The 24,116-nt window shown below is 44.4% G+C and carries 13 protein-coding genes, 3 tRNA genes, 3 rRNA genes and 5 pseudogenes; 5 read left to right on the forward strand and 19 right to left on the reverse strand.

All coding sequences use genetic code 11. The features are described 5' to 3' along the window. Positions 1–173: 173 nt before the first annotated feature. The 5 genes from AAHH42_RS04655 to endA are packed head-to-tail and all read right to left on the reverse strand — an operon-like array spanning position 174 to position 3,645. Positions 174–767, reverse strand: coding sequence for a YhgN family NAAT transporter (locus AAHH42_RS04655; protein ID WP_072550994.1), 594 nt, complete (start codon positions 765–767; stop codon positions 174–176). A 38-nt stretch (positions 768–805) separates the two neighbouring features. After that, positions 806–1,228 (reverse strand): Holliday junction resolvase RuvX, encoded by a 423-nt coding sequence (ruvX, locus tag AAHH42_RS04660; protein WP_072550993.1) that lies wholly within the window; start codon positions 1,226–1,228, stop codon positions 806–808. Between the two features lie 5 nt (positions 1,229–1,233). After that, a complete protein-coding gene (gene gshB, locus AAHH42_RS04665; RefSeq protein WP_072550992.1) occupies positions 1,234–2,190 on the reverse strand; it encodes a glutathione synthase in 957 nt (318 codons plus the stop codon). Continuing rightward, positions 2,187–2,933, reverse strand: a complete 747-nt coding sequence (rsmE, locus tag AAHH42_RS04670) for a 16S rRNA (uracil(1498)-N(3))-methyltransferase (RefSeq protein ID WP_342221769.1) — start codon at positions 2,931–2,933, stop codon at positions 2,187–2,189. The genes gshB and rsmE overlap by 4 nt, the downstream gene beginning before the upstream one ends. A 13-nt stretch (positions 2,934–2,946) precedes the next feature. Beyond that, a complete protein-coding gene (gene endA, locus AAHH42_RS04675; RefSeq protein WP_072550991.1) occupies positions 2,947–3,645 on the reverse strand; it encodes a deoxyribonuclease I in 699 nt (232 codons plus the stop codon). Between the two features lie 293 nt (positions 3,646–3,938). Here endA and AAHH42_RS04680 point away from each other — a divergent pair, with 293 nt between their 5' ends. Then, entirely contained in the window at positions 3,939–5,081 is a 1,143-nt protein-coding gene (locus AAHH42_RS04680; RefSeq protein ID WP_342221770.1) for an ISAs1 family transposase, read from the forward strand. Positions 5,082–5,212: 131 nt separating this feature from the next. On the opposite strand, the gene AAHH42_RS04685 is transcribed toward AAHH42_RS04680, so the two are convergent. The 3 genes from AAHH42_RS04685 to metK all read right to left on the reverse strand — a co-directional run bounded on the left by AAHH42_RS04685 (position 5,213) and on the right by metK (position 7,823). Beyond that, positions 5,213–5,545 (reverse strand): hypothetical protein, encoded by a 333-nt coding sequence (locus tag AAHH42_RS04685; protein WP_342221771.1) that lies wholly within the window; start codon positions 5,543–5,545, stop codon positions 5,213–5,215. Positions 5,546–5,608: 63 nt separating this feature from the next. Next, positions 5,609–6,424, reverse strand: a complete 816-nt coding sequence (locus AAHH42_RS04690; RefSeq protein ID WP_342221772.1) for a hypothetical protein — start codon at positions 6,422–6,424, stop codon at positions 5,609–5,611. Positions 6,425–6,668: 244 nt separating this feature from the next. Further along, complete coding sequence (gene metK / locus AAHH42_RS04695) at positions 6,669–7,823, reverse strand: methionine adenosyltransferase (protein ID WP_072551096.1); 1,155 nt, start codon at positions 7,821–7,823, stop codon at positions 6,669–6,671. A gap of 303 nt (positions 7,824–8,126) precedes the next feature. Between metK and hemF the strand changes: the two genes are divergently transcribed. Continuing rightward, a complete protein-coding gene (gene hemF, locus AAHH42_RS04700) occupies positions 8,127–9,041 on the forward strand; it encodes an oxygen-dependent coproporphyrinogen oxidase (protein ID WP_342221774.1) in 915 nt (304 codons plus the stop codon). A 245-nt stretch (positions 9,042–9,286) separates the two neighbouring features. Then, a complete protein-coding gene (gene acrD, locus AAHH42_RS04705; RefSeq protein ID WP_342221775.1) occupies positions 9,287–12,340 on the forward strand; it encodes a multidrug efflux RND transporter permease AcrD in 3,054 nt (1,017 codons plus the stop codon). 238 nt (positions 12,341–12,578) lie between these two features. On the opposite strand, the pseudogene AAHH42_RS04710 reads toward acrD, so the two are convergent. After that, positions 12,579–12,990 (reverse strand): annotated as a pseudogene (locus AAHH42_RS04710) (transposase); the annotation flags it as partial. Positions 12,991–13,126: 136 nt separating this feature from the next. Here AAHH42_RS04710 and AAHH42_RS04715 point away from each other — a divergent pair. Continuing rightward, positions 13,127–13,488, forward strand: a pseudogene (locus AAHH42_RS04715) (IS982 family transposase); the annotation flags it as partial. Between the two features lie 26 nt (positions 13,489–13,514). Here the strand turns inward: AAHH42_RS04715 and AAHH42_RS04720 are convergent. From AAHH42_RS04720 to AAHH42_RS04765, 10 genes and pseudogenes are all read right to left on the reverse strand, one after another. Beyond that, positions 13,515–14,518: pseudogene (locus AAHH42_RS04720) on the reverse strand (IS630 family transposase). 53 nt (positions 14,519–14,571) lie between these two features. Then, positions 14,572–14,835: pseudogene (locus AAHH42_RS04725) on the reverse strand (IS481 family transposase); the annotation flags it as partial. Between the two features lie 17 nt (positions 14,836–14,852). Continuing rightward, on the reverse strand, positions 14,853–15,827 hold the full coding sequence (locus tag AAHH42_RS04730; protein WP_342221038.1) for an IS110 family transposase: 975 nt from the start codon (positions 15,825–15,827) through the stop codon (positions 14,853–14,855). A 372-nt stretch (positions 15,828–16,199) separates the two neighbouring features. Continuing rightward, positions 16,200–16,536, reverse strand: a pseudogene (locus AAHH42_RS04735) (ribonuclease E inhibitor RraB). Positions 16,537–16,725: 189 nt separating this feature from the next. After that, positions 16,726–16,801: transfer RNA gene (locus AAHH42_RS04740), tRNA-Trp, on the reverse strand. 8 nt (positions 16,802–16,809) lie between these two features. Continuing rightward, a tRNA-Asp gene (locus tag AAHH42_RS04745) sits at positions 16,810–16,886 on the reverse strand. A 50-nt stretch (positions 16,887–16,936) separates the two neighbouring features. Next, positions 16,937–17,052: ribosomal RNA gene (gene rrf / locus AAHH42_RS04750) — 5S ribosomal RNA — on the reverse strand. A gap of 84 nt (positions 17,053–17,136) precedes the next feature. After that, positions 17,137–20,049 (reverse strand): 23S ribosomal RNA (locus tag AAHH42_RS04755). A 189-nt stretch (positions 20,050–20,238) separates the two neighbouring features. After that, positions 20,239–20,314 (reverse strand) — tRNA-Glu (locus AAHH42_RS04760). Positions 20,315–20,394: 80 nt separating this feature from the next. After that, positions 20,395–21,941: ribosomal RNA gene (locus AAHH42_RS04765) — 16S ribosomal RNA — on the reverse strand. The 16S, 23S and 5S rRNA genes sit together here with 3 tRNA genes alongside, the layout of an rRNA operon. Positions 21,942–22,508: 567 nt before the next feature. Between AAHH42_RS04765 and purH the strand changes: the two genes are divergently transcribed. Then, on the forward strand, positions 22,509–24,098 hold the full coding sequence (gene purH, locus AAHH42_RS04770; protein WP_342221776.1) for a bifunctional phosphoribosylaminoimidazolecarboxamide formyltransferase/IMP cyclohydrolase: 1,590 nt from the start codon (positions 22,509–22,511) through the stop codon (positions 24,096–24,098). Positions 24,099–24,116: the final 18 nt, after the last annotated feature.

Consider the following 24,116-nt stretch of genomic DNA (forward strand, 5'->3'; position numbering starts at 1 on the left):
GACATCCTCCCCCCTAAAGGATGGAGTTTTACGGCACGCTGGATATCCAACAATTAGTTTACCAGCGATAGGTCGGTCTTTGCTCGCTGCTGATAGAAACAGCTACAAAGCATTCTACGTCAATTTTTGTGTTACGCTTAGGTTAAATATCAATCTCTGGCACAGGCTCTTGATTAAAATCTCAAATATTCCCTTGCCCCGTCCAAAAACATCTGTGTTGATAACATCACCAGGATCAACCCCATGAGACGCTCCAACGCGCTAACACCTCTTTTCCCCAATAAACGTAAAAACACATTAGACATAAGCAAAATGGCCACCGATAGCCCCCAGGCAATCATCAATGCCAACACCAGTTGTGTAATCTTATTTTTGTATTGATGAGACAACAATATCAAAGTTGCAAGGATAGACGGGCCAGCAACCAGCGGGATAGCTAATGGCACTAAAAAAGGTTCTTCTTGGGCAGGTAAACCCCGGACACTGTCTTCATGACTGGGAAAAATCATTTTAATGGCGATAAGAAATAAAATAATACCGCCGGAAATTGAAACCGTTTCAGTACGCAAATTAAGGAAAGTCAAAATTTTTTCGCCGACAAACAGAAATATCAGCATAACTATCAGTGCCATCAATAGCTCACGGATTAACACCACCCGCCGCCGCTGAGGCTCTAATTGTTTAAGCATTGACATGAAAATAGGCAAGTTTCCTAGCGGATCGATAATCAAAAATAGCAATACAGTTACCGCTATCATTTCTGTCATGTCGACCTCCTTAACCATAAAAATATCGGGGTTAGGCATTACGATGTTTGCTGCTCAAACCAACTTTCTAGAATACAAGCTGCCGAAGCAGCATCGATACGGTTTTTATCCAGTGCACGATAGCCCCTACTTTCGAACAAATAAGCTCGTGCCTCCACCGTACTCAGTCGTTCATCATGCAAAACAGCCTGCACACCAAAACGCCCATGTAGACGGTTAGCAAATTTACGTGCTCTGATGGTCAATGGTTGCTCTGTTCCGTCCATATTTAATGGTAATCCGACCACCACTAAATCTGGTTGCCATTCTTGTAACAATTTTTCAATCTGTTGCCAATCAGGAATGCCCTCTTGTGCCTTAAATGCAGTCAAACCTGTCGCTGTACCAATGATCTCCTGACCGATGGCGACACCAATACTTTTGGTACCAAAATCAAAAGCCATGATAGTACGATTAACCATTAATCCTATCCTGCTGGTTGCCTGCAATATACCTCGATAGCATCCATCAGCATACCCGTGATAGAGGTCGAAGACTCTGCTTCAATTTCTCTGATGCAAGTGGGGCTGGTGACGTTAATTTCAGTAAGACGGTCGCCGATAATATCCAAACCAACAAAAATTAGCCCTTTTTCTTTTAACAGCGGTGCGACAGTACGTGCAATTTCCCAATCACTGTCACTAAGAGAACGTACTTCACCACGACCGCCCGCCGCCAAATTACCGCGCGTTTCGCCCTGAGCGGGGATTCGTGCCAAACAATAGGGCACAGGTTCACCGTCAACGACCAGTACGCGCTTATCGCCCTCTTCGATTGCCGGCAGAAAGTTTTGTGCCATACAGAAACGGTGCCCCTGCCCCGTTAAGGTTTCAATAATCACTGATAAGTTAGGATCTTCAGGTTTTACGCGGAAAATCGAGGTTCCTCCCATACCCTCCAGTGGTTTCAGGATGATATCCCTGTATTTCTCATGAAATTCACGGATCCGTTTTGCACTCCTCGTCACCAAAGTATCCGGCGTTAAATCAGGAAACCACGCAGTGAATAGCTTTTCGTTACAATCACGCAGGCTCTGCGGTTTATTAACCACCAAAGTACCTTTCATTTCCGCTCGCTGTAAAATATAGGTGGCATAAATGAATTCAGTATCAAATGGTGGATCTTTACGCATCAGAATAACATTGAGATCATGCAGCGACTGATCCTGCTCATCCCCAAAGCTATACCATCCCTTATCGTCGTCTTTGACTGTGATTACGCGAGTGTGAGCATACCCCTCGCCGTTACGCAGATAGAGGTCATCGATTTCCATATAATACAACTGCCAGCCCCGCTTTTGGGCGGTAAGCAGCATCGCAAAGCTGCTATCTTTTTTTATATTGATCGATGAGATGGGATCCATCACGATACCAAGCTTGATCATTTTTTTTCCTTATAATCCAGATCACCAAAACGCAGCTGTAATGCAGTGATTGCAACAAGCGCCGTGGTTTCTGTACGCAAAACACGTGGCCCTAATAGGATATCAGTAAATCCATTGCTTGCAGTCATGGCAACTTCAGCAGTGGACAAACCACTTTCCGAACCAATCAACAGGCGAATATTATTTATTGATGGTGTTAAACTATTGATGCCTCGACCGGTGTGCGGATTCAGATTTAACTTAAAGCCATCACTTTGTTGTTGGCACCAATCGGAAAGTAGCATGGCAGCACGAATTTCGGGAATAGTATTACGACCACATTGCTCACAAGCAACGATAGCGACATTTTGCCACTGCTGGTTTTTTTTCTCTAAGCGTTCTCCGTCGAGTTTGACACCACAACGTTGCGAAAATAACGGAGTAATTATATTGACACCTAATTCAACAGATTTTTGAATAGTGAATTCCATCTTTTCACCACGAGAGATAACCTGTCCCAGGTGCAATTTCAAAGGTGATTCACGATCCTCCACTTTGCCAGCGTCAAGCCGGACAGAGACATTTTTTTGATCCAGGTGAATGATGTTGGCAGTAAAAACCTGATTACTACCATCAAATAAATACAGAGCCTGCCCAACAGACATGCGTAACACACGGCTAACATGCCGGGCAGCGCTATCACTGAGCGACAACTCGCTGTAAGCGGACAACAGCACGGGATGATAAATACGAGGTATATGCATACATTTGCCCTGGTCAATACTGGCAAGCCCGCTGTACATAGGGATTGTGATTGCCTTGAACTTGAGCAATACGTGCTTCACGCTGACACTCCCATGAACTCACTGGATATTGTCGATCCCAAACTTCAAGCAGTTTACTCTGTTGGCTAGATAAGCGTAATTGATAACGGTCACTCATATAAAAATAAGTGCGGGCAATAGCACCACGAGCACGGACGGGGGGCTCAGCCTGTTTATTTTTGAAATCGACTTTCATCGCGCATTGACCATATTGATCTGCCTTACTATTCCATTGACTAAATTTAAAGTTACCACGATCTCCATTCACTTCGCCAATGGCAGGTTGTAAATTGTGTAAATCGTTTTCCATCTGACGATATACCGGATCATTAACACAGTTTTTGCGGCCGCCTTGCTGCCAACATTGACGTTGGTGACCAAACTGCCAGGCTGGTACCACATGTTCCCACTCGATACGCTCAGCACGCTGACTGGTCTTGCGTACCTGATAACCACAAGCGGCTAAATCAGGTATCCCTTTCTTCCCCTGCCAACGAATGGGACAGCCACAGTAAAAACTTCCTGACACATCCCGATGAATTTTAGCCGCTGCCATTTTAGCCTGCGAGAAATTATTTATACTTTGACTATAACTGATTGGAGAAAATAACGGGGAGAGTAGAATAAGAAAAAATAAAATTTTGCGTAGCATATCTCAAAATAGCTCAAACATGGAAAAACACGCAGATTATAGAAAGTTGTACAACAAGGCAAATTCAGTCGAACCTCTAACCCTATTCCCAACGGAGCAAAACAATAGATTCCTTGTGAAATCACAGCGAATAATGTGAAGTCAGCGCGGTAGCACGGTGTGCATAAGTACACCACATGACGCAAGATCCACATCACGCAGTAGGTTTCAAGTCAGGGCGGGATCCCACTTTAATGTGAACTAATAATAGGCAGTAAGCTCATAATATTATGTATCCTAAAGAATATGTAATCATGAGTATTTTAAAGCAATTAGCCCTGATCCCTGACCCGCGTAAAGATATTAATATCAAACATCACCTGCTCGATGTTATTTTCCTGTTTTTTGCCGCCGTGTTAAGTGGGGCCTCGGGATGGAAATCCATCCAGGATTTTGGCGAAGCTCAGCTCGATTGGCTAAAAAAATATGGCTCTTATCATGGTGTGAGCCCACGTCGTCATTGTATTGCTAAAATCATCAATGCATTAGATACAAATTTGCTGATTCAATCCTTGTTTTTATGGATTAACGAACGACGCCAACGAGCCGGTAAGACGTTGCTCGCCATCGACGGTAAAACCTTGCGGAGAACCTGGTCTGAAGAGATTTGCACTGCGCTGCATGTGGTGAGTGCCTATGATGTGTCTGAAGAGATTTGCACTGCGCTGCATGTGGTGAGTGCCTATGATGTTGATGCTGGTATTACGCTTTATCAAAAAGCGGCGAACAATAAGGGAAAAGAAGGAGAATTAGCCCGTCAGAGCATTGACGCGTTAGCGCTGGATAATGCTATTGTGACGCTCGATTCATTGCATTGCCAAACCTCAACTTCATCACTTATCACGCAACGTAAAGGCAATTTTGTGGTGCAGCTTAAAGCGACTCAAAAGAAGCTGTTTGAACAGGTAAAACAGCAATTTGCTTTTGCCTATGATAGCGATAAATTGCACGAATATACGCAGACTAATCAGGGGCATGGCCGGATAGAAAAACGTACGGTTATGCAAATTAATGCGGAATTACCCAATGAATTAAAAGCGAAATGGCCTACCATTCGTACTTTCATTGAGGTCGCTAGTGAACGAACAAAAAATAATGTCACCCACTGTCGGTCACGTTGGTATGTCAGCTCATTAACGCTGAATGCAGAACAAGCGGCACAGGCAATTCGGCTGCATTGGGGGATAGAAAATCAACTTCACTGGGTATTGGATGTGGTGTTTAGAGAAGATGAACTCTTGATAAAAGCTCCGGATGGAGCAGCCCATGTCGCTCTTTTCAATCGCGTCGTGTTGGGTGTGATTAAACAGCACAAAGGTAAACAAGATAGTATTGCCAGTAAACGTAGACGAGCCGCCTGGTCAGCCGATTTTCGTAGTAAACTTATTTTTGGTTAAAAAATCAGCAAAGTGGAATCCCGCCCTGGGTTTCAAGTAGCCTTCGGCTTTCAAAAGAAGTCTAATTTGAAGATGGCATAATATCCATTAAGACAAGCAATGGCTTCATTACCTGATTTATTTTATATCTATTAGTCTTTAAGATTACGATTAACATTATCAATAATCATTTTGGCTTTATTTTTAAGCTCATCCAGTGACGGTAAGTTCAATCCGTGACTTTTTCTAGCTATATCATAAAAAGCATTACAAATAGCCATGTTTTCTTCGTAAGATCCCAGCAGTTGATTTTTTTTAAGTATTTTTAAAGTTTCATAAACTAATTTACTGACCAATCTTGTTGTCTTTTCTATACCTTCCGAAGCACCATTTGAATAGAGAAAGTTAATAAGCGAAGCTTCATAGAGAGTAATTAATTTCTCTCCCTTATTTTTCTTAATTTGTTTCTTTGTGTAAGTAAACATATATTCTATTAAATAAGCTGTAATTGTCTTTTGGTCAAAATGATTTCTATAATAAATAAGGCTCTATAATTCCCTTAGCAATAACATAATTAGCGTTACATTTTTTACATTAAAAACAGATTCAGCAGTAGCAATAGCGATTGATCGTAATAACGCCTCTGCTGGAAGATTATACTTAGGAGCATGTTTTTTATAATAAAGAGAAAGAATATTATCGACTATTTTTTCTTTATTAGTCTCAATTTGATGATGAGTCTCCAAATTATCACTCAAAACCTGAAACAAGACTTCCCGCATTGCCATAATGCCCTTAGTACTGTTCCGTTCTGTAGACCTACTGCCCACCATACCTAGCATCTGTGAGATTTGACATAATAAATCGCCACATTTTTCGTTGTAGTGTTCGAGAGAAAATGTTTTTATTTGCAACCTAATATATTTCTTTTTAATATGAATTAAAGCCAATTCTGACATGAAACGAATTGCAAAAATACAGAGATAGTCCTTGCTAACATTCTTAAAACTCAGCGAAGATTTATGTATATCACACCAGGCTTTCTCACAAAATAATGAGCTGATCACGCTATTTTCTTGTGCTTTATTGAGATAAAACTCATAATATTTTTTATTAGCAAACATAACATCAATAATTAATTTTTTTATAGATTGAATACCAAGATTGTCTCTGGTACTTTCAATCAGCCTTCGGTCATGTGCATTAAACATAGAGAGGATATCGTCACACTCATGAGTAGATTTTTCATCCATGCTAGCTACTGCAACTAAAATCTGATTGAGTTCAGTATCAAATGTGTTGTTATAATAATTTTTGAAACGATTCGTTACCATATCAGAAACATTTGGGTCTATAAAATTCATTTTTATATTCTCCCTCTAAAAGTAAAGAGTATTTAATACTATTTTTGCTAGGAAATAAATATACTCAGTACCTTATATGATAACAATCGATCTTTTTCGATAACGAGAGATAGGAGTAACAGATACCAAACCCAGGTATCAATAGACTTCTTGCAAAACCATAATTCGTTATCAATCTGTATAAAAAAACCGCCCTTTAAAGGGCGGTATCATTAAAAAGCAATGATTTTTACGGCATTGATGCTTATTTCAACTTTGCAGCTTCCCGCAAACATTCCTTCTTATCGGTTTTTTCCCACGGAAAATCTTCACGACCAAAGTGACCATAGGCTGCCGTTTTACGGTAAATCGGTCTTAGCAGATCCAACATCTTGATTAGACCGTGTGGGCGTAGATCGAAAAACTCCCGCACTAACTCAACCAACTTCTCAGCACTAATTTTTCCAGTACCAAAGGTTTCTACCATGATGGAAATGGGTGCAGCCACGCCAATAGCATAAGAAAGCTGAATTTCACAGCGATCAGCCAAACCTGCAGCGACAATATTTTTTGCTACGTAACGAGCAGCATAGGCAGCAGAACGATCAACTTTCGATGGATCTTTACCTGAAAATGCACCACCACCGTGACGAGCCATACCACCATAAGTATCTACGATAATTTTACGGCCAGTCAAACCACAGTCACCCATAGGGCCACCAATCACAAAACGACCAGTAGGATTAATCCAATATTTAGTGTCTTTAGTAAGCCAGCCAGCAGGCAGAACCGGCCTAATGATTTCCTCCATCACGGCTTCTTGCAACTCTTTCAACTCGATATTTTCGTCATGCTGTGTTGACAACACTACTGTATCAATGCCGATAATTTTGCTGTCATCATATTTAAAAGTCACTTGACTTTTAGCATCAGGACGTAGCCACTCTAATGTACCCTCTTTACGTATTTTCGCCTGACGCTGTACCAAACGATGCGCATAGGTGATAGCCGCAGGCATCAGCTCAGTGGTTTCATTCGTCGCATAACCGAACATTAACCCCTGATCACCGGCACCTTGTTCCAGCGGATCAGTGCAATCAACGCCTTGGCTAATATCCGGTGACTGTTTACCAATGGCACTTAATACTGCGCAAGAATCAGCGTCAAACCCCATGTCAGAATGAGTATAGCCGATTTCACGTACAGTATTGCGGGTTATTGTTTCAATATCCACATACGCTTCGGTGGTAATTTCACCACCAACGATAACCATACCGGTTTTAACGTAGGTTTCACAAGCAACACGGGCTTGTACATCCTGTTCTAAAATTGCGTCGAGTACTGCATCGGAAATTTGGTCGGCTATTTTATCAGGATGCCCTTCTGAAACAGATTCTGAGGTGAAAAGGTGTTGTGCCATTTTTTTTACCTTGGAATAGAATTAAAAATTAATTCATATTATTAATTGTTATTTTTAATTTATTACTAAAATTTGTACTTTGTACTGACTAGGCTAAGAACTGACAGATATAGATGGATTTACATCTAGATGGCTATTATAAGTTGTTTTTTACCTCAGGGGTTACTTCTTTTTTTATCAAAATATTTCTAATCGCCTTAAAAAATATGTTTCAACATCTTAAAACATATACTGATACAACTAATGATGATGAATAGCGGTATACTCAGCAGTTGAAAACTTCTAACCCTCTGATCAGCATTTATGAACTCACCCTATATTGAAAAAATCAAAACCTTTCTGCTTTTTTTGCAGGATGACATCTGCGAAAAATTAGCTAGAACAGATGGTCAAGGTAAGTTTACAGAAAAAAAATGGGCGAGTGCTCCAGACAGCGGCGGACGTAGCCGAGTGATGACAGAAGGCGCGCTATTCGAACAAGCCGGTGTTAATTTCTCGCATGTCCATGGTGAAAAACTCCCGATTTCAGCGACAGCACATTGTTCCGAACTAGCGGGTCGCAGTTTTCAAGCTATCGGTCTTTCAGTCATTATTCATCCGCAAAGCCCTTATCTACCAACCAGCCACGCTAATGTACGTTTTTTTATTGCAGAAAAAGCCGACGAAGATCCCGTTTGGTGGTTTGGCGGAGGCTTCGATTTGACGCCCTATTATGGCTTTAAGGAAGACGCGGTGTCTTGGCATAAAACCGCAAAGGAATTCTGTGATAAGTTCGACAATGAAAAATATGGTCGATATAAAAAATGGTGTGACGACTATTTTTACATCAAACATCGCAACGAAGCGCGGGGTATTGGTGGATTGTTTTTTGACGATCTTAATACCCCAGATTTCAACAGCTGTTTTGATTTTATGCAAACTATAGGCAACGGATTTTTAGCCGCTTATTTGCCGATTGTTGAAAAGCGTAAAAATTTACCTTGGGGGGAAAGAGAACGTCAGTTTCAACTCTATCGCCGTGGTCGTTATGTAGAATTCAACCTCGTTTATGATCGCGGGACACTTTTTGGCCTGCAAACCGGAGGACGCACTGAATCCATTTTAATCTCGCTACCACCACTGGTTCGTTGGCAATATGATTATCAGCCTACTCCCAATAGCCCCGAAGCCAAACTGTATAGCGATTTTTTACCCGTGCGTAAATGGATTGATGAATAGAGGTCTTGCAAAACTGTAGTTCGTTATGCGAATTCAAGGCGCATGGCGCGCAGTAACTGCGCGGTACATACGAATATGAGGATTGCAAGCAACTAGGTAACGCAGAATTTGCAGCACGTAGTAGGCTTTGCAAGAAGTCTAATCATCTTCCATATTTAATCGCGTAAAATACCGAGGTAAGTTTTGCGAAAAATTTATCTGCATTAGCGGTGACGCCCGTGATATTTGAAAGAGGTTTATGCTAAATGGCCAATTTTTTTATCGACCGCCCTATTTTTGCCTGGGTACTCGCGATTATTTTGTGTCTTGCCGGCGTGTTATCCCTCTTTTCTCTACCTATTGAACAATACCCTAATTTAGCGCCACCAAAAGTGCGTATCAATGCCAGTTATCCTGGTGCTTCCGCAGAAATGCTGTATATGTCTGCACAGAGTAGCAATACCGGCAAAGTCAGTGTCACTCTCACCTTTCAAGCCGGTTCCAATCCCAGTGAAGCCATGACACAAGTGCAAAATCAACTGCAATTTGCCATTAAAAGATTACCGCAGGATGTTCAACAACAAGGGATATCAGTATCAAAATCTGGCGATAATACCTTGATGATGTTGGCTTTTGTGTCCACTGACGGCAGCATGAACAAGCAGGATATTGCCGATTACGTCGCCAGTAATCTGCAAGATCCTCTCAGTCGTATCCAAGGCGTCGGCAGCGTCGATGTCTACGGCTCTCAATATGCCATGCGTATCTGGTTAGATCCTGGAAAACTTAATAAGTATCACTTGACAGCTCAAGATATTGTTGCTGCCATTAAATCCCAAAACCGTCAGGTTGCCGTTGGACAGCTAGGAGGAACACCTGCCGTTGCTACGCAAGCACTGAACGCGGTGATCAACGCTCAGTCACAATTACAGACCCCTGAGCAATTTGACGCCATCACTTTACGTGTCAATCAGGATGGTTCAGTAGTCACCTTAGGCAATGTAGCCAAGGTTGAATTGGGAGCAGAAAAATACGATTATCTCAGCCGATTCAATGGTCAAACCGCGTCAGGTCTCGGCATCAAATTAGCCTCCGGTGCTAACCAACTACAAACTGATGCATTGGTGAAAAAACGCCTCGCCGAATTAGCGCCCTTCTTTCCCAGAGGATTGGAGGCAAAGATTGCCTATGAAACCAGCTCATTTGTGAAGGCTTCTATCCAGGATGTAATAGAAACACTACTGGAAGCGGTGTTACTGGTCTTTTTGGTGATGTATTTATTCTTACAAAATTTTCGCGCTACCCTTATCCCCACGATAGCAGTACCCATAGTGCTACTCGGCACTGTCGCCATCCTTTTTGCTTGCGGCTTTAGCATCAACACACTTACCCTATTTGCTATCGTACTGGCGATTGGATTACTGGTAGATGATGCTATTGTCGTCGTCGAAAATGTTGAACGAATAATGAGTGAAGAAGGACTCGGCCCACGTGAGGCAACACGTAAATCAATGGGACAAATACAGGGAGCATTAATCGGTATCGCTTTAGTCCTCTCCGCCGTATTTGTGCCAATGGCATTCTTTGGTGGCACTACTGGCGCCATCTATCGCCAATTTTCAATCACTATCGTCTCAGCAATGGGATTATCAGTATTGGTCGCACTCATCCTAACCCCAGCACTTTGTGCAACGCTACTAAAGCCCATTGCCAAGGGACAATATCATAAGAAAAATGGTTTTTTCGCCTGGTTTAACCACATGTTCGATCGCAACACTGGCTGCTATGAAACTGCGGTCAAACGGGTGCTACATCGCGGCGGATACTACATAATACTCTATTTATTACTCCTCACAGGTCTGATATTTCTGTTTTTTAAATTACCCAGTTCTTTTTTACCTCAGGAAGATCGTGGGGTATTTACGGCTCAAGTACAACTCCCGGTTGGTGCGACACAACAGCAAACACTCAAGATCGTTGAAAAAGTAGAACATTACTTCCTGAGTGAAGAACAGCATAACCTACTCTCGGTATTTTCAACCATAGGGGCAGGATCGGGCGGCAACGGACAAAACGTCGCTCGTTTGTTTATCCGTTTAAAAAACTGGCAACAACGCTCAGCCAGTCAGAACTCTTCTTTCGCCATCATTGAACGAGCTAACAAAGCCTTTAATAAAATAAGTAGTGCCAAGATTTCTGCCAGCAGCCCTGCAGCAATTTCCGGGCTGGGTAACTCGGCAGGTTTCGTTATGGAATTACAGGATCATGGCGGGTTGGGACACAATAAACTCACGGCAGCCCGTGACCAACTATTACAACTTGCCACCCAACAACCTCAACTCACCAAGGTACGACATAATGGACTCGATGACAGTCCACAGCTGCAAATTAATATTGATCAACATAAAGCACTAGCGTTGGGTGTGTCACTCGATGCTATTAATAACACACTAAAAACTGCTTGGGGCTCAACTTACGTCAATGATTTTATCGACAGGGGTCGAGTAAAAAAAGTGTATGTTCAATCAGAAGCCAAGGCACGTATGCTGCCAGAAGATATCTATAAATGGTATCTGCCGAATAAAAATGGCAGTATGGTGCCTTTTTCAGCTTTCAGCACCACTCATTGGGAATATGGTCCGCCACGGCTGGAGCGCTATAACGGTTACTCCTCATTGGAAATAACAGGCGAAGCTGCCTCAGGAGTAAGTAGCGGCAGCGCCATGAATATTATGGAAAAACTAGTCGATCAACTGCCTCATGGTTTTGGACTCGAGTGGACAGGCATGTCTTACCAGGAAAGACTATCAGGATCACAAGCTCCGGCACTGTATGTCGTTTCGCTCTTAGTCGTATTTTTATGCTTAGCCGCCCTATATGAAAGCTGGTCAATTCCCTTCTGTGTCATGCTAGTGGTTCCTCTAGGAGTGATAGGAGCTGTGAGCGCCACTTGGCTACGCGGCTTAGAAAATGATATTTATTTTCAGGTTGGTCTATTAACCATCACGGGTTTATCAGCAAAAAATGCCATATTAATCATCGAATTTGCTAATAATTTAAATAACAAAAACCAAGATTTATTAGCAGCGACATTGGAAGCTTGTCGTCAACGGCTACGACCCATTTTAATGACTTCCTTGGCATTTATTTTTGGTGTTCTACCTATGGCGATCAGCCAAGGGGCGGGTTCTGGCAGTCAGCACGCCGTTGGAACAGGTGTGACGGGAGGTATGATTTCAGCAACAATATTAGCTATTTTCTTCGTGCCACTGTTTTTTGTATTAATAAAGCGTCGTTTTCCAGGCAAAATCAAACTATAAAAACACAGACACTATGTAGATGCCGAACTTATACCACTACACCACAATGGAATTTGTAAGAAATCTATCTTAAAACCTATTCGAAATAGTTAGAGTAAAACTCAGTCAAGGAAACCAATGGCAAAAAAACGCAGTTTACACAAAGTAAATAAGAATTTTAAACACATTTCTGACGAAATATCAGCAAACGCAACGGGTTTAGAAGAAGGCGTTCAGAATTCTGTGTCAGGTTAAAAAATCACTGTAAGGTTATCATGCTATCAAGGCGTCCTTCAAAATAAAGGACTAACTGTGACAGCGTCAGATTCCAGCTCTGGATCGGCATAGTCCATTTTTCCTACGCATTCTGTAATCCAAGATAAAACAACTTTAGCAGGCTATTTTCATTGAGAAAAGCGCCCTTTGTTTTCGTCAGCTCTCTGAATTGACAGTGCACCGATGCTATGTCATTAGTCATGTAAATGATTTTACGTATGTCTGCCAGATAGCGAAAACAAGCTGACAGATTACCCCATTTTCTGCACCAGGACTGCAGGACAACAGGATATTAGCTACCCCCACATTGCACTTCCAGTACATCCAGTGCTGTTTGTTTCGGCTGCTTCTTTTGATACGGTGCGGTAAACCGGCTTTAAATCCGCCGTTGTAGCTCATTCCTAACTTGAGTTCGGGATAAGGAATTGACGTTTATTTTCTCTAACTTTTTGCTCAAGAAGAGGTAAGTGCCTCGTACTTCAAGATAATGATGTTTGCAGACATTATTCATCACGAAATAGCGAGACACTCATGAACGGTATTACCGAACTTTATTGCTTAATGGATGATTTTTGCAAAAAATTTGAGCCACTACTCAATGCAAAGCTCCTGATGGGTCCAAGCGGCGTATCCGTGCCAGTTCTCTTTCTTTGGCAGAGCTGATGACGCTAGTGGTATTGTTCCATCCAATTCGTTATCACCAGTTCAAATCATTCTATCTTCATCATGTGTGTCAGCATCTCAGGGCTGAGTTTCCAACCCTTCCCTTTTATTCTCGTTGTATTGAACTCCTTCCCCGCTGTGCAATGGCGCTTTATGCCTTCTTTGAAACAGTGAAGGGAGACTGTTCAGGGCTCTCTATTGTCGATTCCACGACGCTTGCCGTTTGCGATATACTCATTCAACTTGAAGGTCTGGATTAGATGGTTTGGAAATTATCGTTAATTCTGCCCCTGAGAAAGGGAGCAATTTTTGCCAATGTACTATCAAAAAATTCGGCTATAGCCCCACGAAACTCTTTGGCTGAAGAGAAAAATCGGTTGTTTCTGACACACTCGTTCATGACCTTCCATAATCGCTCGATGGGATTAAGATTAGGGCTATAAGGGGGTAAATAATGGAGTACGATAGCCTTCTCTAATGCGGCGTCTTTGACTCGCTGACGGCAATGATAGCCAGAATTATCTAAAATAATGTGTATCTTTTGTGCATCAGGATAAGCAGCTTTGAGCTGCTCAAAAAAAGCGACGGTGGTTTCTGAATTCACCTGCTCAGGACGGGCACTGACCACCTTCATGGTGCTCAATTCAATGGCACCCATGACATTAACCCGTGTTTTTGCCCCTGTTTTGACCAGCGGCTTATCTTTGCCTTTCCTTATCCAACCGCAGACCACTTTAGTAGCCATCGTTGGAGGGGCTGAATCCATAAAAACAATCGGTTCATTCTTAAGAGCACTCTCTAGCAAAGTGAAATAAGACGCGATAAACGCTTCTTGCTGAGCAACATCCACTTTAACCGGCGTCGCTTTGGGCTGCTTATAGCTAAAACAATGCGCTTGCAGCCATTTTGTCATGCCAGATACGGTGTAACAGACGCCAAATTATAAGCACAGATATCGATGACACGGCTATAAGTCGTGCTTTCAATGTGTTTTTCAAGCAATAAAGATTCATGCACGCTCAACTTACTATACGAACCGCCATTTTCAGGCTTTAATTTTTCGTCTGAAAGCCAATCTGTTACATGTTGCCTCACTGTTTCTTCATGAATACGTAATGCTTGGGCAAGCGCTTTGTTATTCTAGCCTTCATTTTTCAACAACACCGCTTTGATTCGATCTCGAACACGGCCATCGTGTTCGTAACGATGAAGGCGTTCCAAATCTTGTTTTTGAGAGGCTGTCAGTGAGTTTATTTTCATGACCTTATTTTTAATCTAGTTGAGCAAATTTTCCAGTGGTTTTAATGGCGATGGGTATAGACCTTGGCAAAAGCGACTCTGGAATAGGTATCAACAAAGGTCTGCTGATAAATTTTACCCACGCCTTTAATGTGCCCCACGTAGTAAGTATCCTGAGAGCCGAGATAGCCCGGATGTTGCGTTTCAATTTGTCCATGAGCTTCTCGTTTATCCTGCACTTTTTCTAATGCTTGCAGTTGGGCTTCCGTCAGTAAGTACCCCTCCTGAGCTACTTTGGCTTCCAAGGCAGAAAGGCGTTTCTTGATATTTTCCAGGTCAGATACCGTCTTGCCCATCATGATGCAAGTGCTATTTTTGTATCGAATGGGATGCCTGATTTCAGCACACCATACGCCAGTTGGAGTAATTTGCGCATTGCTGCACAGACGCCCATTTTACCCCCTTTATGGCGTGATACGAGTCGTTGCCACTGTGCTTTCACTATCGGATTACAAGAAAGGGCAGCCAGAGCGGGCATATACAACGCTTTCCTGAGCTCGGTATGACCCCGTTTTGATAGGCGGCTCCGTCCTTTAAATAAACCTGATTCACAAAGTTTTGGGTTAAGCCCGGCATAGGCCACCACTGCCTTACTGTTAGTGAATTTTGACACATTACCCACATACGCCAGCAAACTGGCACTTAGTATTTCACCGATACCAGGAATACTCTCCAGCAACGCTTTATTTTTCTTTAAGTCAGGATCGTTATCGATATGGTTTTTTATTTTTTCTTTGGTGGCCTGGATTTGTTGTTTAAGTGCAGAAATGATTTCAAGCAGTGAGGATTGAACGACATCGTCAGCCACTGATTGCCGATTTTCTTGCATTTGCCTCATTTCCTCTAAACTCTTTAGATGGCGTACTAGCGCGGTTAATTGACGTTCGCTCAAGGGAGGAGGAGTCCAGAGGACAGGTGTATGCAGTGCGCAGTAGCGCACTATCATTTTTGCATCCCCCTGATCCGTCTTGTTCCGACTCAGTTCACTCTCACCAAAGGCATGAATACGTGATGGGTTTTCTAGGCTGACGTCAATGCCATTATCAACTAAGAACATAGCCAGTGGAACACTGTAACTCCCTGTGGCTTCGAGACAAATATGACAATCCCCGTAAGGGATAAGCCATTTCAGTAGTTGGCTAAATCCAGAGGGGGTATTCGGGAATGCTTTTGTTTTATACTTTTTTCTCTCTACCCACACTGCAACATCGAATTTTAATTTGGCAACATCAATACCCACTGCGGTCTTGTCCATGGCTGATTCTCCCATGAAAAACAGATAATTAAATGATCGCCCCGACCTTCCTTATAAATACGTGCTCTTAGCACAAGATACCGTTCGGTCTTACAGGCGACGATAAATATGTCACCGGGGTTTTATCTGACTGCACAAGCTTTAAGCCTAAGGGCGCAAACAAACTCTCCGGTGACATCCCAATGATCAGTTGGGGATCATCAACCTTTGAAAGTTAATAATCAAGATATAAGGATACCGTCTTTGCCCGTGAGTGCTTGACCATCTTGAAGAGCTTTCAGGGCTTTATTCAAATCAAAGTGCTGGGGCATGTGTCATTCCTTTTTCGAAGTATTTTACTAGAATGACACAGAATTTCTAACACTCTCGTTTAGAATAGGATCTTTATTAATGACGCCTACCATCATCCTCTGCATCAAACAATTCTTCATCATCTTCATCATTAGGATCTTCAAAATAGGTTCCCCAGCCATCATAGTCAACATCATGTTCTTTAGCCAACATAACTAATTGTTCTACTTGAGCATCGATTAATTCTGCTTCGAGAGGGAGCTCACTAATAACATCACAACATAGCACAACTCAATACATCTCGGGATTGTGGAATAGAAAGATGATGTTCAATGATATACAACGCATGTGGATCACTCCCATCTTCCAACAATTTTTCAATGATCAAGCGGGTTTCTTTGCGCTGCTCACTCAGTATTTCGTCATTTCCCATGCTACTACCCTCAATCGGTGGTATTATTTCGAGCCATTGCAAAATCCATCAGTTTTGTCTAAACAAAAAAAAGAAAATAAGTATGTCCCCACATGGCTACAGAAAACTTCTTAATAACTCAAACCAATAACTTTCTAGCCATCAAATAAAAACCCTTCGCTTACGCAAAGGGTTCCTATTTGACATATTTGGCAGGGGCGGAGAGACTTGAACTCCCAACACCCGGTTTTGGAGACCGGTGCTCTACCAATTGAACTACGCCCCTAGACAGGGTGGCGGTGCGGACGGGATTCGAACCCGCGACCCCCGGCGTGACAGGCCGGTATTCTAACCAACTGAACTACCGCACCACCGATTCTTTTATATTATCAATGCTCCGCATTGATAAATTAAAATGGATGCCTGGCAGTGTCCTACTCTCGCATGGGGAAACCCCACACTACCATCGGCGCTACAATGTTTCACTTCTGAGTTCGGAATGGGATCAGGTGGGACCATCGCGCTAGGGCCGCCAGGCAAATTCTTTCTCTCAACATGTCTCTCTCAACATGTCTGCTTCTAGAAGCAAGCTGAATCAACATAAAACAACTTCGGTGTTGTAAGGTTAAGACTCCTGGGTCATTAGTACTGGTTAGCTCAATGCATCACTGCAATTACACACCCAGCCTATCTACGTCTTCGTCTTAAACGTCCCTTCGGAGATTACTATCTCTGGGAAGAATCATCTCGGGGCAAGTTTCCCGCTTAGATGCTTTCAGCGGTTATCTCTTCCGCATTTAGCTACCGGGCTATGCCATTGGCATGACAACCCGTACACCAGCGATGCGTCCACTCCGGTCCTCTCGTACTAGCAGCAGACCCCCTCAATCTTCCTACGCCCACGGCAGATAGGGACCGAACTGTCTCACGACGTTCTAAACCCAGCTCGCGTACCACTTTAAATGGCGAACAGCCATACCCTTGGGACCTACTTCAGCCCCAGGATGTGATGAGCCGACATCGAGGTGCCAAACACCGCCGTCGATATGAACTCTTGGGCGGTATCAGCCTGTTATCCCCGGAGTACCTTTTATCCGTTGAGCGATGGCCCTTCCATTCAGAACCACCGGATCACTAAGACCTACTTTCGTACCTGCTCGAGCCGTCACTCTCGCAGTCAAGCTAGCTTATGCCTTTGCACTATCCTCACGATGTCCGACCGTGATTAGCTAACCTTCGTGCTCCTCCGTTACGCTTTAGGAGGAGACCGCCCCAGTCAAACTACCCACCAGACACTGTCCTTGCGCCGGGTCACGGCGCTAAGTTAGAAAATCAAAAACTAAAGAGTGGTATTTCAACAACGGCTCCATGCAAACTGGCGTCCACATCTCGTCGCCTCCCACCTATCCTACACATTAGTTCTCAAGTCCCAGTGTCAAGCTATAGTAAAGGTTCACGGGGTCTTTCCGTCTTGCCGCGGGTACACTGCATCTTCACAGCGAGTTCAATTTCACTGAGTCTCGGGTGGAGACAGCCTGGCCATCATTACGCCATTCGTGCAGGTCGGAACTTACCCGACAAGGAATTTCGCTACCTTAGGACCGTTATAGTTACGGCCGCCGTTTACCGGGGCTTCGATCAAGCGCTTCTCCTCGCAGATTACACCATCAATTAACCTTCCGGCACCGGGCAGGCGTCACACCGTATACGTCCACTTGCGTGTTGGCACAGTGCTGTGTTTTTAATAAACAGTTGCAGCCAGCTGGTCTCTGCGACTCACATACGCTCAGCACGTTCTCAGTGCCTCACCTACATCAGCGTGCCTTCTCCCGAAGTTACGGCACCATTTTGCCTAGTTCCTTCACCCGAGTTCTCTCAAGCGCCTTAGTATGCTCTACCTGACCACCTGTGTCGGTTTCGGGTACGATCGTCTGTTACATCTCACTTAGTGGCTTTTCCTGGAAGCCGGGCATCTGTTACTTACGTACCTTACGTACCTCCTCATCTCGCCTCAAGATTGTGTGCCGCCGGATTTGCCTAACTGCACTCCCTACACGATTGAACCGGGTAAACCGTCTCCCGGATAACATAGCCTTCTCCGTCACCACTTCGTCATAACAAACTGTACAGGAATATTAACCTGTTGCCCATCGACTACGCTTTTCAGCCTCGCCTTAGGGGTCGACTCACCCTGCCTCGATTAACGTTGGACAGGAACCCTTGGTCTTTCGGCGAGCGGGTTTTTCACCCGCTTTATCGTTACTTATGTCAGCATTCGCACTTCTGATACCTCCAGTGAACATCTCTATTCACCTTCTGCGGCTTACAGAACGCTCCCCTACCCAACAGTCATTACATCTGTAATCACCACTGCCGCAGCTTCGGTGCATGGTTTAGCCCCGTTACATCTTCCGCGCAGGCCGACTCGACCAGTGAGCTATTACGCTTTCTTTTAATGATGGCTGCTTCTAAGCCAACATCCTGGCTGTCTTCGCCTTCCCACTTCGTTTCCCACTTAACCATGACTTCGGGACCTTAGCTGGCGGTCTGGGTTGTTGCCCTCTTCACGACGGACGTTAGCACCCGCCGTGTGTCTCCCGTGATATATTCTTCGGTATTCGCAGTTTGCATCGGGGTGGTAAGCCGGGATGGCCCCCTAGCCGAAACAGTGCTCTACCCCCGAAGATAATCTCACGAGGCGCTACCTAAATAGCTTTCGGGGAGAACCAGCTATCTCCCGGTTTGATTGGCCTTTCACCCCCAGCCACAAGTCATCCGCTCATTTTTCAACATAAGTCGGTTCGGTCCTCCAACGGGCGTTAACCTATCTTCAACCTGCTCATGGCTAGATCACCGGGTTTCGGGTCTATACCTTGCAACTCGTCGCCCTATTCAGACTCGGTTTCCCTACGGCTCCCCTAAACGGTTAACCTTGCTACAAAATATAAGTCGCTGACCCATTATACAAAAGGTACGCAGTCACCCTATTCAAGGCTCCCACTGCTTGTACGTACAGGGTTTCAGGGTCTCTTTCACTCCCCTCGCCGGGGTTCTTTTCGCCTTTCCCTCACGGTACTGGTTCACTATCGGTCAGTCAGGAGTATTTAGCCTTGGAGGATGGGCCCCCCGTCTTCAAACAGGATTTCTCGTGTCCCGCTCTACTCTTTGAGTGCAATGTCAGCGCATTTTTAGGTACGGGGCTATCACCCTTTATCGCCGACCTTTCCAGGTCATTCCCCTAACCACTCTTAACAATACACACTCTGGGCTGCTCCCCCCTCGCTCGCCGCTACTAGGGGAATCTCGGTTGATTTCTTTTCCTCGGGGTACTTAGATGTTTCAGTTCCCCCGGTTCGCCTCGTTAAACTATTTATTCATCTAACGATAGTGCAACTTATTGCACTGGGTTGCCCCATTCGGGGATCGTCGGCTCTCTCGCTTCATATCAGCTTACCGACGCTTTTCGCAGATTTGCACGCCCTTCTTCGCCTCTGACTGCCTAGGCATCCGCCCTGTACGCTTCATTACTTAACCTTACAACCCGAAATTGTCTTCGGGTACTGAGTTCTCACAACGACACACGCCTAATTTTCATCACGCATGACTTCATCGCCTCAGCTTCAGCTTGTTCCAGATTATTAAAGAGCAATATCTTAAAACACATTCCATCACACGCTTTAAGATATTTTGTCTCGCTTATACTGCCTCTTTCATACCAATAAATGGCGTCCCCTAGGGGATTCGAACCCCTGTTACCGCCGTGAAAGGGCGGTGTCCTAGGCCTCTAGACGAAGGGGACGGAAAAATATTCAGTGCACAAAAACGAAACGACTTCTATCAGACAATCTGTGTGGACACCACGCAATACCTATCTTCAGGTAAGGAGGTGATCCAACCGCAGGTTCCCCTACGGTTACCTTGTTACGACTTCACCCCAGTCATGGTTCACAAAGTGGTAAGCGCCATCCCAAAGGTTAAGCTACCTACTTCTTTTGCAAAACACTCCCATGGTGTGACGGGCGGTGTGTACAAGGCCCGGGAACGTATTCACCGTAGCATTCTGATCCACGATTACTAGCGATTCCGACTTCATGGAGTCGAGTTGCAGACTCCAATCCGGACTACGACGTACTTTATAAGGTCCGCTCACCCTCGCAGGCTCGCTTCTCTTTGTATACGCCATTGTAGCACGTGTGTAGCCCTACTCGTAAGGGCCATGATGACTTGACGTCATCCCCACCTTCCTCCGGTTTATCACCGGCAGTCTCTCTTGAGTTCCCACCTCTACGTGCTGGCAACAAAAGATAAGGGTTGCGCTCGTTGCGGGACTTAACCCAACATTTCACAACACGAGCTGACGACAGCCATGCAGCACCTGTCTCAAAGCTCCCCGAAGGGCACGTCAACATCTCTGTCGACTCCTCTGGATGTCAAGAGTAGGTAAGGTTCTTCGCGTTGCATCGAATTAAACCACATGCTCCACCGCTTGTGCGGGCCCCCGTCAATTCATTTGAGTTTTAACCTTGCGGCCGTACTCCCCAGGCGGTCGATTTAACGCGTTTGCTCCGCAAGCCACAGTTTATAACCACAACCTACAAATCGACATCGTTTACAGCGTGGACTACCAGGGTATCTAATCCTGTTTGCTACCCACGCTTTCGCACCTCAGCGTCAGTCTCTGTCCAGGGGGCCGCCTTCGCCACCGGTATTCCTCCAGATATCTACGCATTTCACCGCTACACCTGGAATTCTACCCCCCTCTACAAAACTCTAGACTCTCAGTTTCAAATGCCGTTCCCAAGTGAAGCTCGGGGATTTCACATCTGACTTAAGAAACCGCCTACGTGCCCTTTACGCCCAGTAATTCCGATTAACGCTCGCACCCTCCGTATTACCGCGGCTGCTGGCACGGAGTTAGCCGGTGCTTCTTCTGCGAGTAACGTCCATTAGCAACACTCTTTGCATTGCTTCATTCCTCCTCGCTGAAAGTGCTTTACAACCCGAAGGCCTTCTTCACACACGCGGCATGGCTGCATCAGGCTTGCGCCCATTGTGCAATATTCCCCACTGCTGCCTCCCGTAGGAGTCTGGACCGTCTCTCAGTTCCAGTGTGGCTGGTTATCCTCTCAGACCAGCTAGGGATCGTCGCCTAGGGGAGCCATTACCTCTCCTACTAGCTAATCCCATCTGGGTTCATCTGATGGCGCGAGGCCCGGAGGTCCCCCGCTTTGGTCGCGTAACATCATGCGGTATTAGCTACCGTTTCCAGTAGTTATCCCCCTCCATCAGGCAGATCCCCAGACTTTACTCACCCGTCCGCCGCTCGCCGGCAAAGATAGCAAGCTACCTTCCCGATGCCGCTCGACTTGCATGTGTTAGGCCTGCCGCCAGCGTTCAATCTGAGCCATGATCAAACTCTTCAATTTTATTTACTGCTCTGCGCTTCAATATGAAATCAGCCTCAACCACTTTGCAGTAAAAAACAAAACGATCACGGATTCATACATTCTTCAGCACTTTATTCTTGCTTTTGCCCAGTCTTTTTCAAAACCAAGCGATAGCATATTGCCAGTGCCCACACAGATTGTCTGATTAATTGTTAAAGAGCAAGGCGTTGACCACTTATCGGTATCTATATCAACCGGCTATCTGTACAACGCGAGGGGGAGAATTCTACGCTTCCCTTGTCGAGAGTCAAGATTTTCTTGTCTTGAATTTCGTTCTATCGGATAAACTATTCAGTAAATCACTTCATCTCGGCAGAGGGGCGCATTATAGAGATTTTTGTGCCATACGCAATCGCTAGTTCCAATTAAAATATACGTTCGCTGTATTCCACAGCAAAGGTCCACTTTATACCCTTTTATGCACAATGTTATCCACAAAATAACTCCATATTAAATTTGACAAGCATCAAGCAGACATTTTCGCTACAATTCGTGTCGTCAATTTTTGCCATAATTTTTGTAGTAAAATACCAAGGAATACAAGCCATGCAACGACCCGCTGTGATACGCCGTGCTCTAATCAGTGTTTCCGATAAGACCGACATCGTTGAATTTGCTACCGAACTCTGCGCACAGGGCATTGAGTTACTTTCCACTGGTGGTACCTTCAATCTATTGAAAGGAGCTGGTTTGGCTGTCTGTGAAGTTGCTGATTACACCGGTTTCCCAGAAATGATGGCAGGACGTGTTAAGACTTTGCATCCCAAAATACATGGTGGCATTTTGGGGCGTCGTAGTCAGGATAAAACCGTTATGGATGAACATGACATTCAACCGATTGATATGGTAGTTGTCAATTTGTATCCATTTGCTCAGACCACTGCCAAACCGGATTGCTCACTAGAAGATGCCATTGAGAATATTGATATTGGTGGCCCTGCGATGGTACGTTCAGCAGCCAAAAATCACAAAGACGTCGCTATCGTGGTTAAGAGCAGCGACTATAAAGACATTATCGATGAATTGAAAAAAAATGGCGGCTCCCTGACCGATGCGACTCGTTTCAATCTGGCAGTTAAAGCCTTCGAATATACCGCTGCTTATGACAGTATGATCGCTAACTATTTTGGCACTTTAGTTCCAGCTTATCATGGCGAAACAACCCAACCTTCTGGTCGTTTTCCCCGAACTCTGAACCTTAACTATTTCAAAAAACAGGATATGCGTTATGGCGAAAATAATCACCAACAAGCCGCTCTCTATGTAGAAGAAGAGTCGAAAGAGTCTTCTGTTACCTGTGCACAACAGCTACAAGGTAAAACACTTTCTTATAACAACATCGCGGACACCGACGCAGCACTAGAATGCGTCAAAGAATTCAGTGATCCTGCCTGTGTAATCGTCAAACATGCTAATCCTTGTGGTGTTGCCATCGGAGATTCCATTCTTAAAGCCTATGAGAATGCTTATAAAACCGATCCAACCTCAGCCTTTGGCGGTATTATTGCTTTCAACCGTGAGTTGGATGCCGGTACGGCTAGCGCCATTATTAGCCGCCAATTTGTCGAAGTGATCATTGCTCCCAATATAAGCGAGGATGCCAAAACATTATTAGCCAAGAAAGAAAATATGCGTATTCTGATTTGTGGTCAATGCGATAAGCAAACAGCAGCGTTGGACTTCAAACGTGTCAATGGAGGATTATTGGTGCAAGAAAGAGATGCTGGCGTGGTGACATTGGATGATTTAAAAGTCGTTTCTAAACGTCAACCCAGAAAACAAGAGTTACGTGACGCTTTATTTAGTTGGACAGTGGCTAAATTCGTTAAATCCAACGCCATCGTCTACGCACGTGATAATAAGACCATAGGGATAGGTGCTGGTCAGATGAGTCGTGTTTATTCGGCCAAAATTGCTGGAATTAAAGCCGCCGATGAAGGATTGAACATCTCTGGTGCCGTGATGGCTTCTGACGCTTTTTTTCCGTTTCGTGATAGCATCGATGCCGCCGCTGATGTCGGTATTGCCTGTATCATCCAACCTGGTGGTTCAATCCGCGACCAAGAGGTCATTGCCGCAGCCGATGAACATGATATCGCTATGATTTTTACCGGTATGCGCCACTTCCGTCATTAAGTTAACATCCCCTTATTT

The organism is Candidatus Fukatsuia endosymbiont of Tuberolachnus salignus, assembly GCF_964030845.1.
GTDB lineage: Bacteria > Pseudomonadota > Gammaproteobacteria > Enterobacterales > Enterobacteriaceae > Fukatsuia > Fukatsuia symbiotica.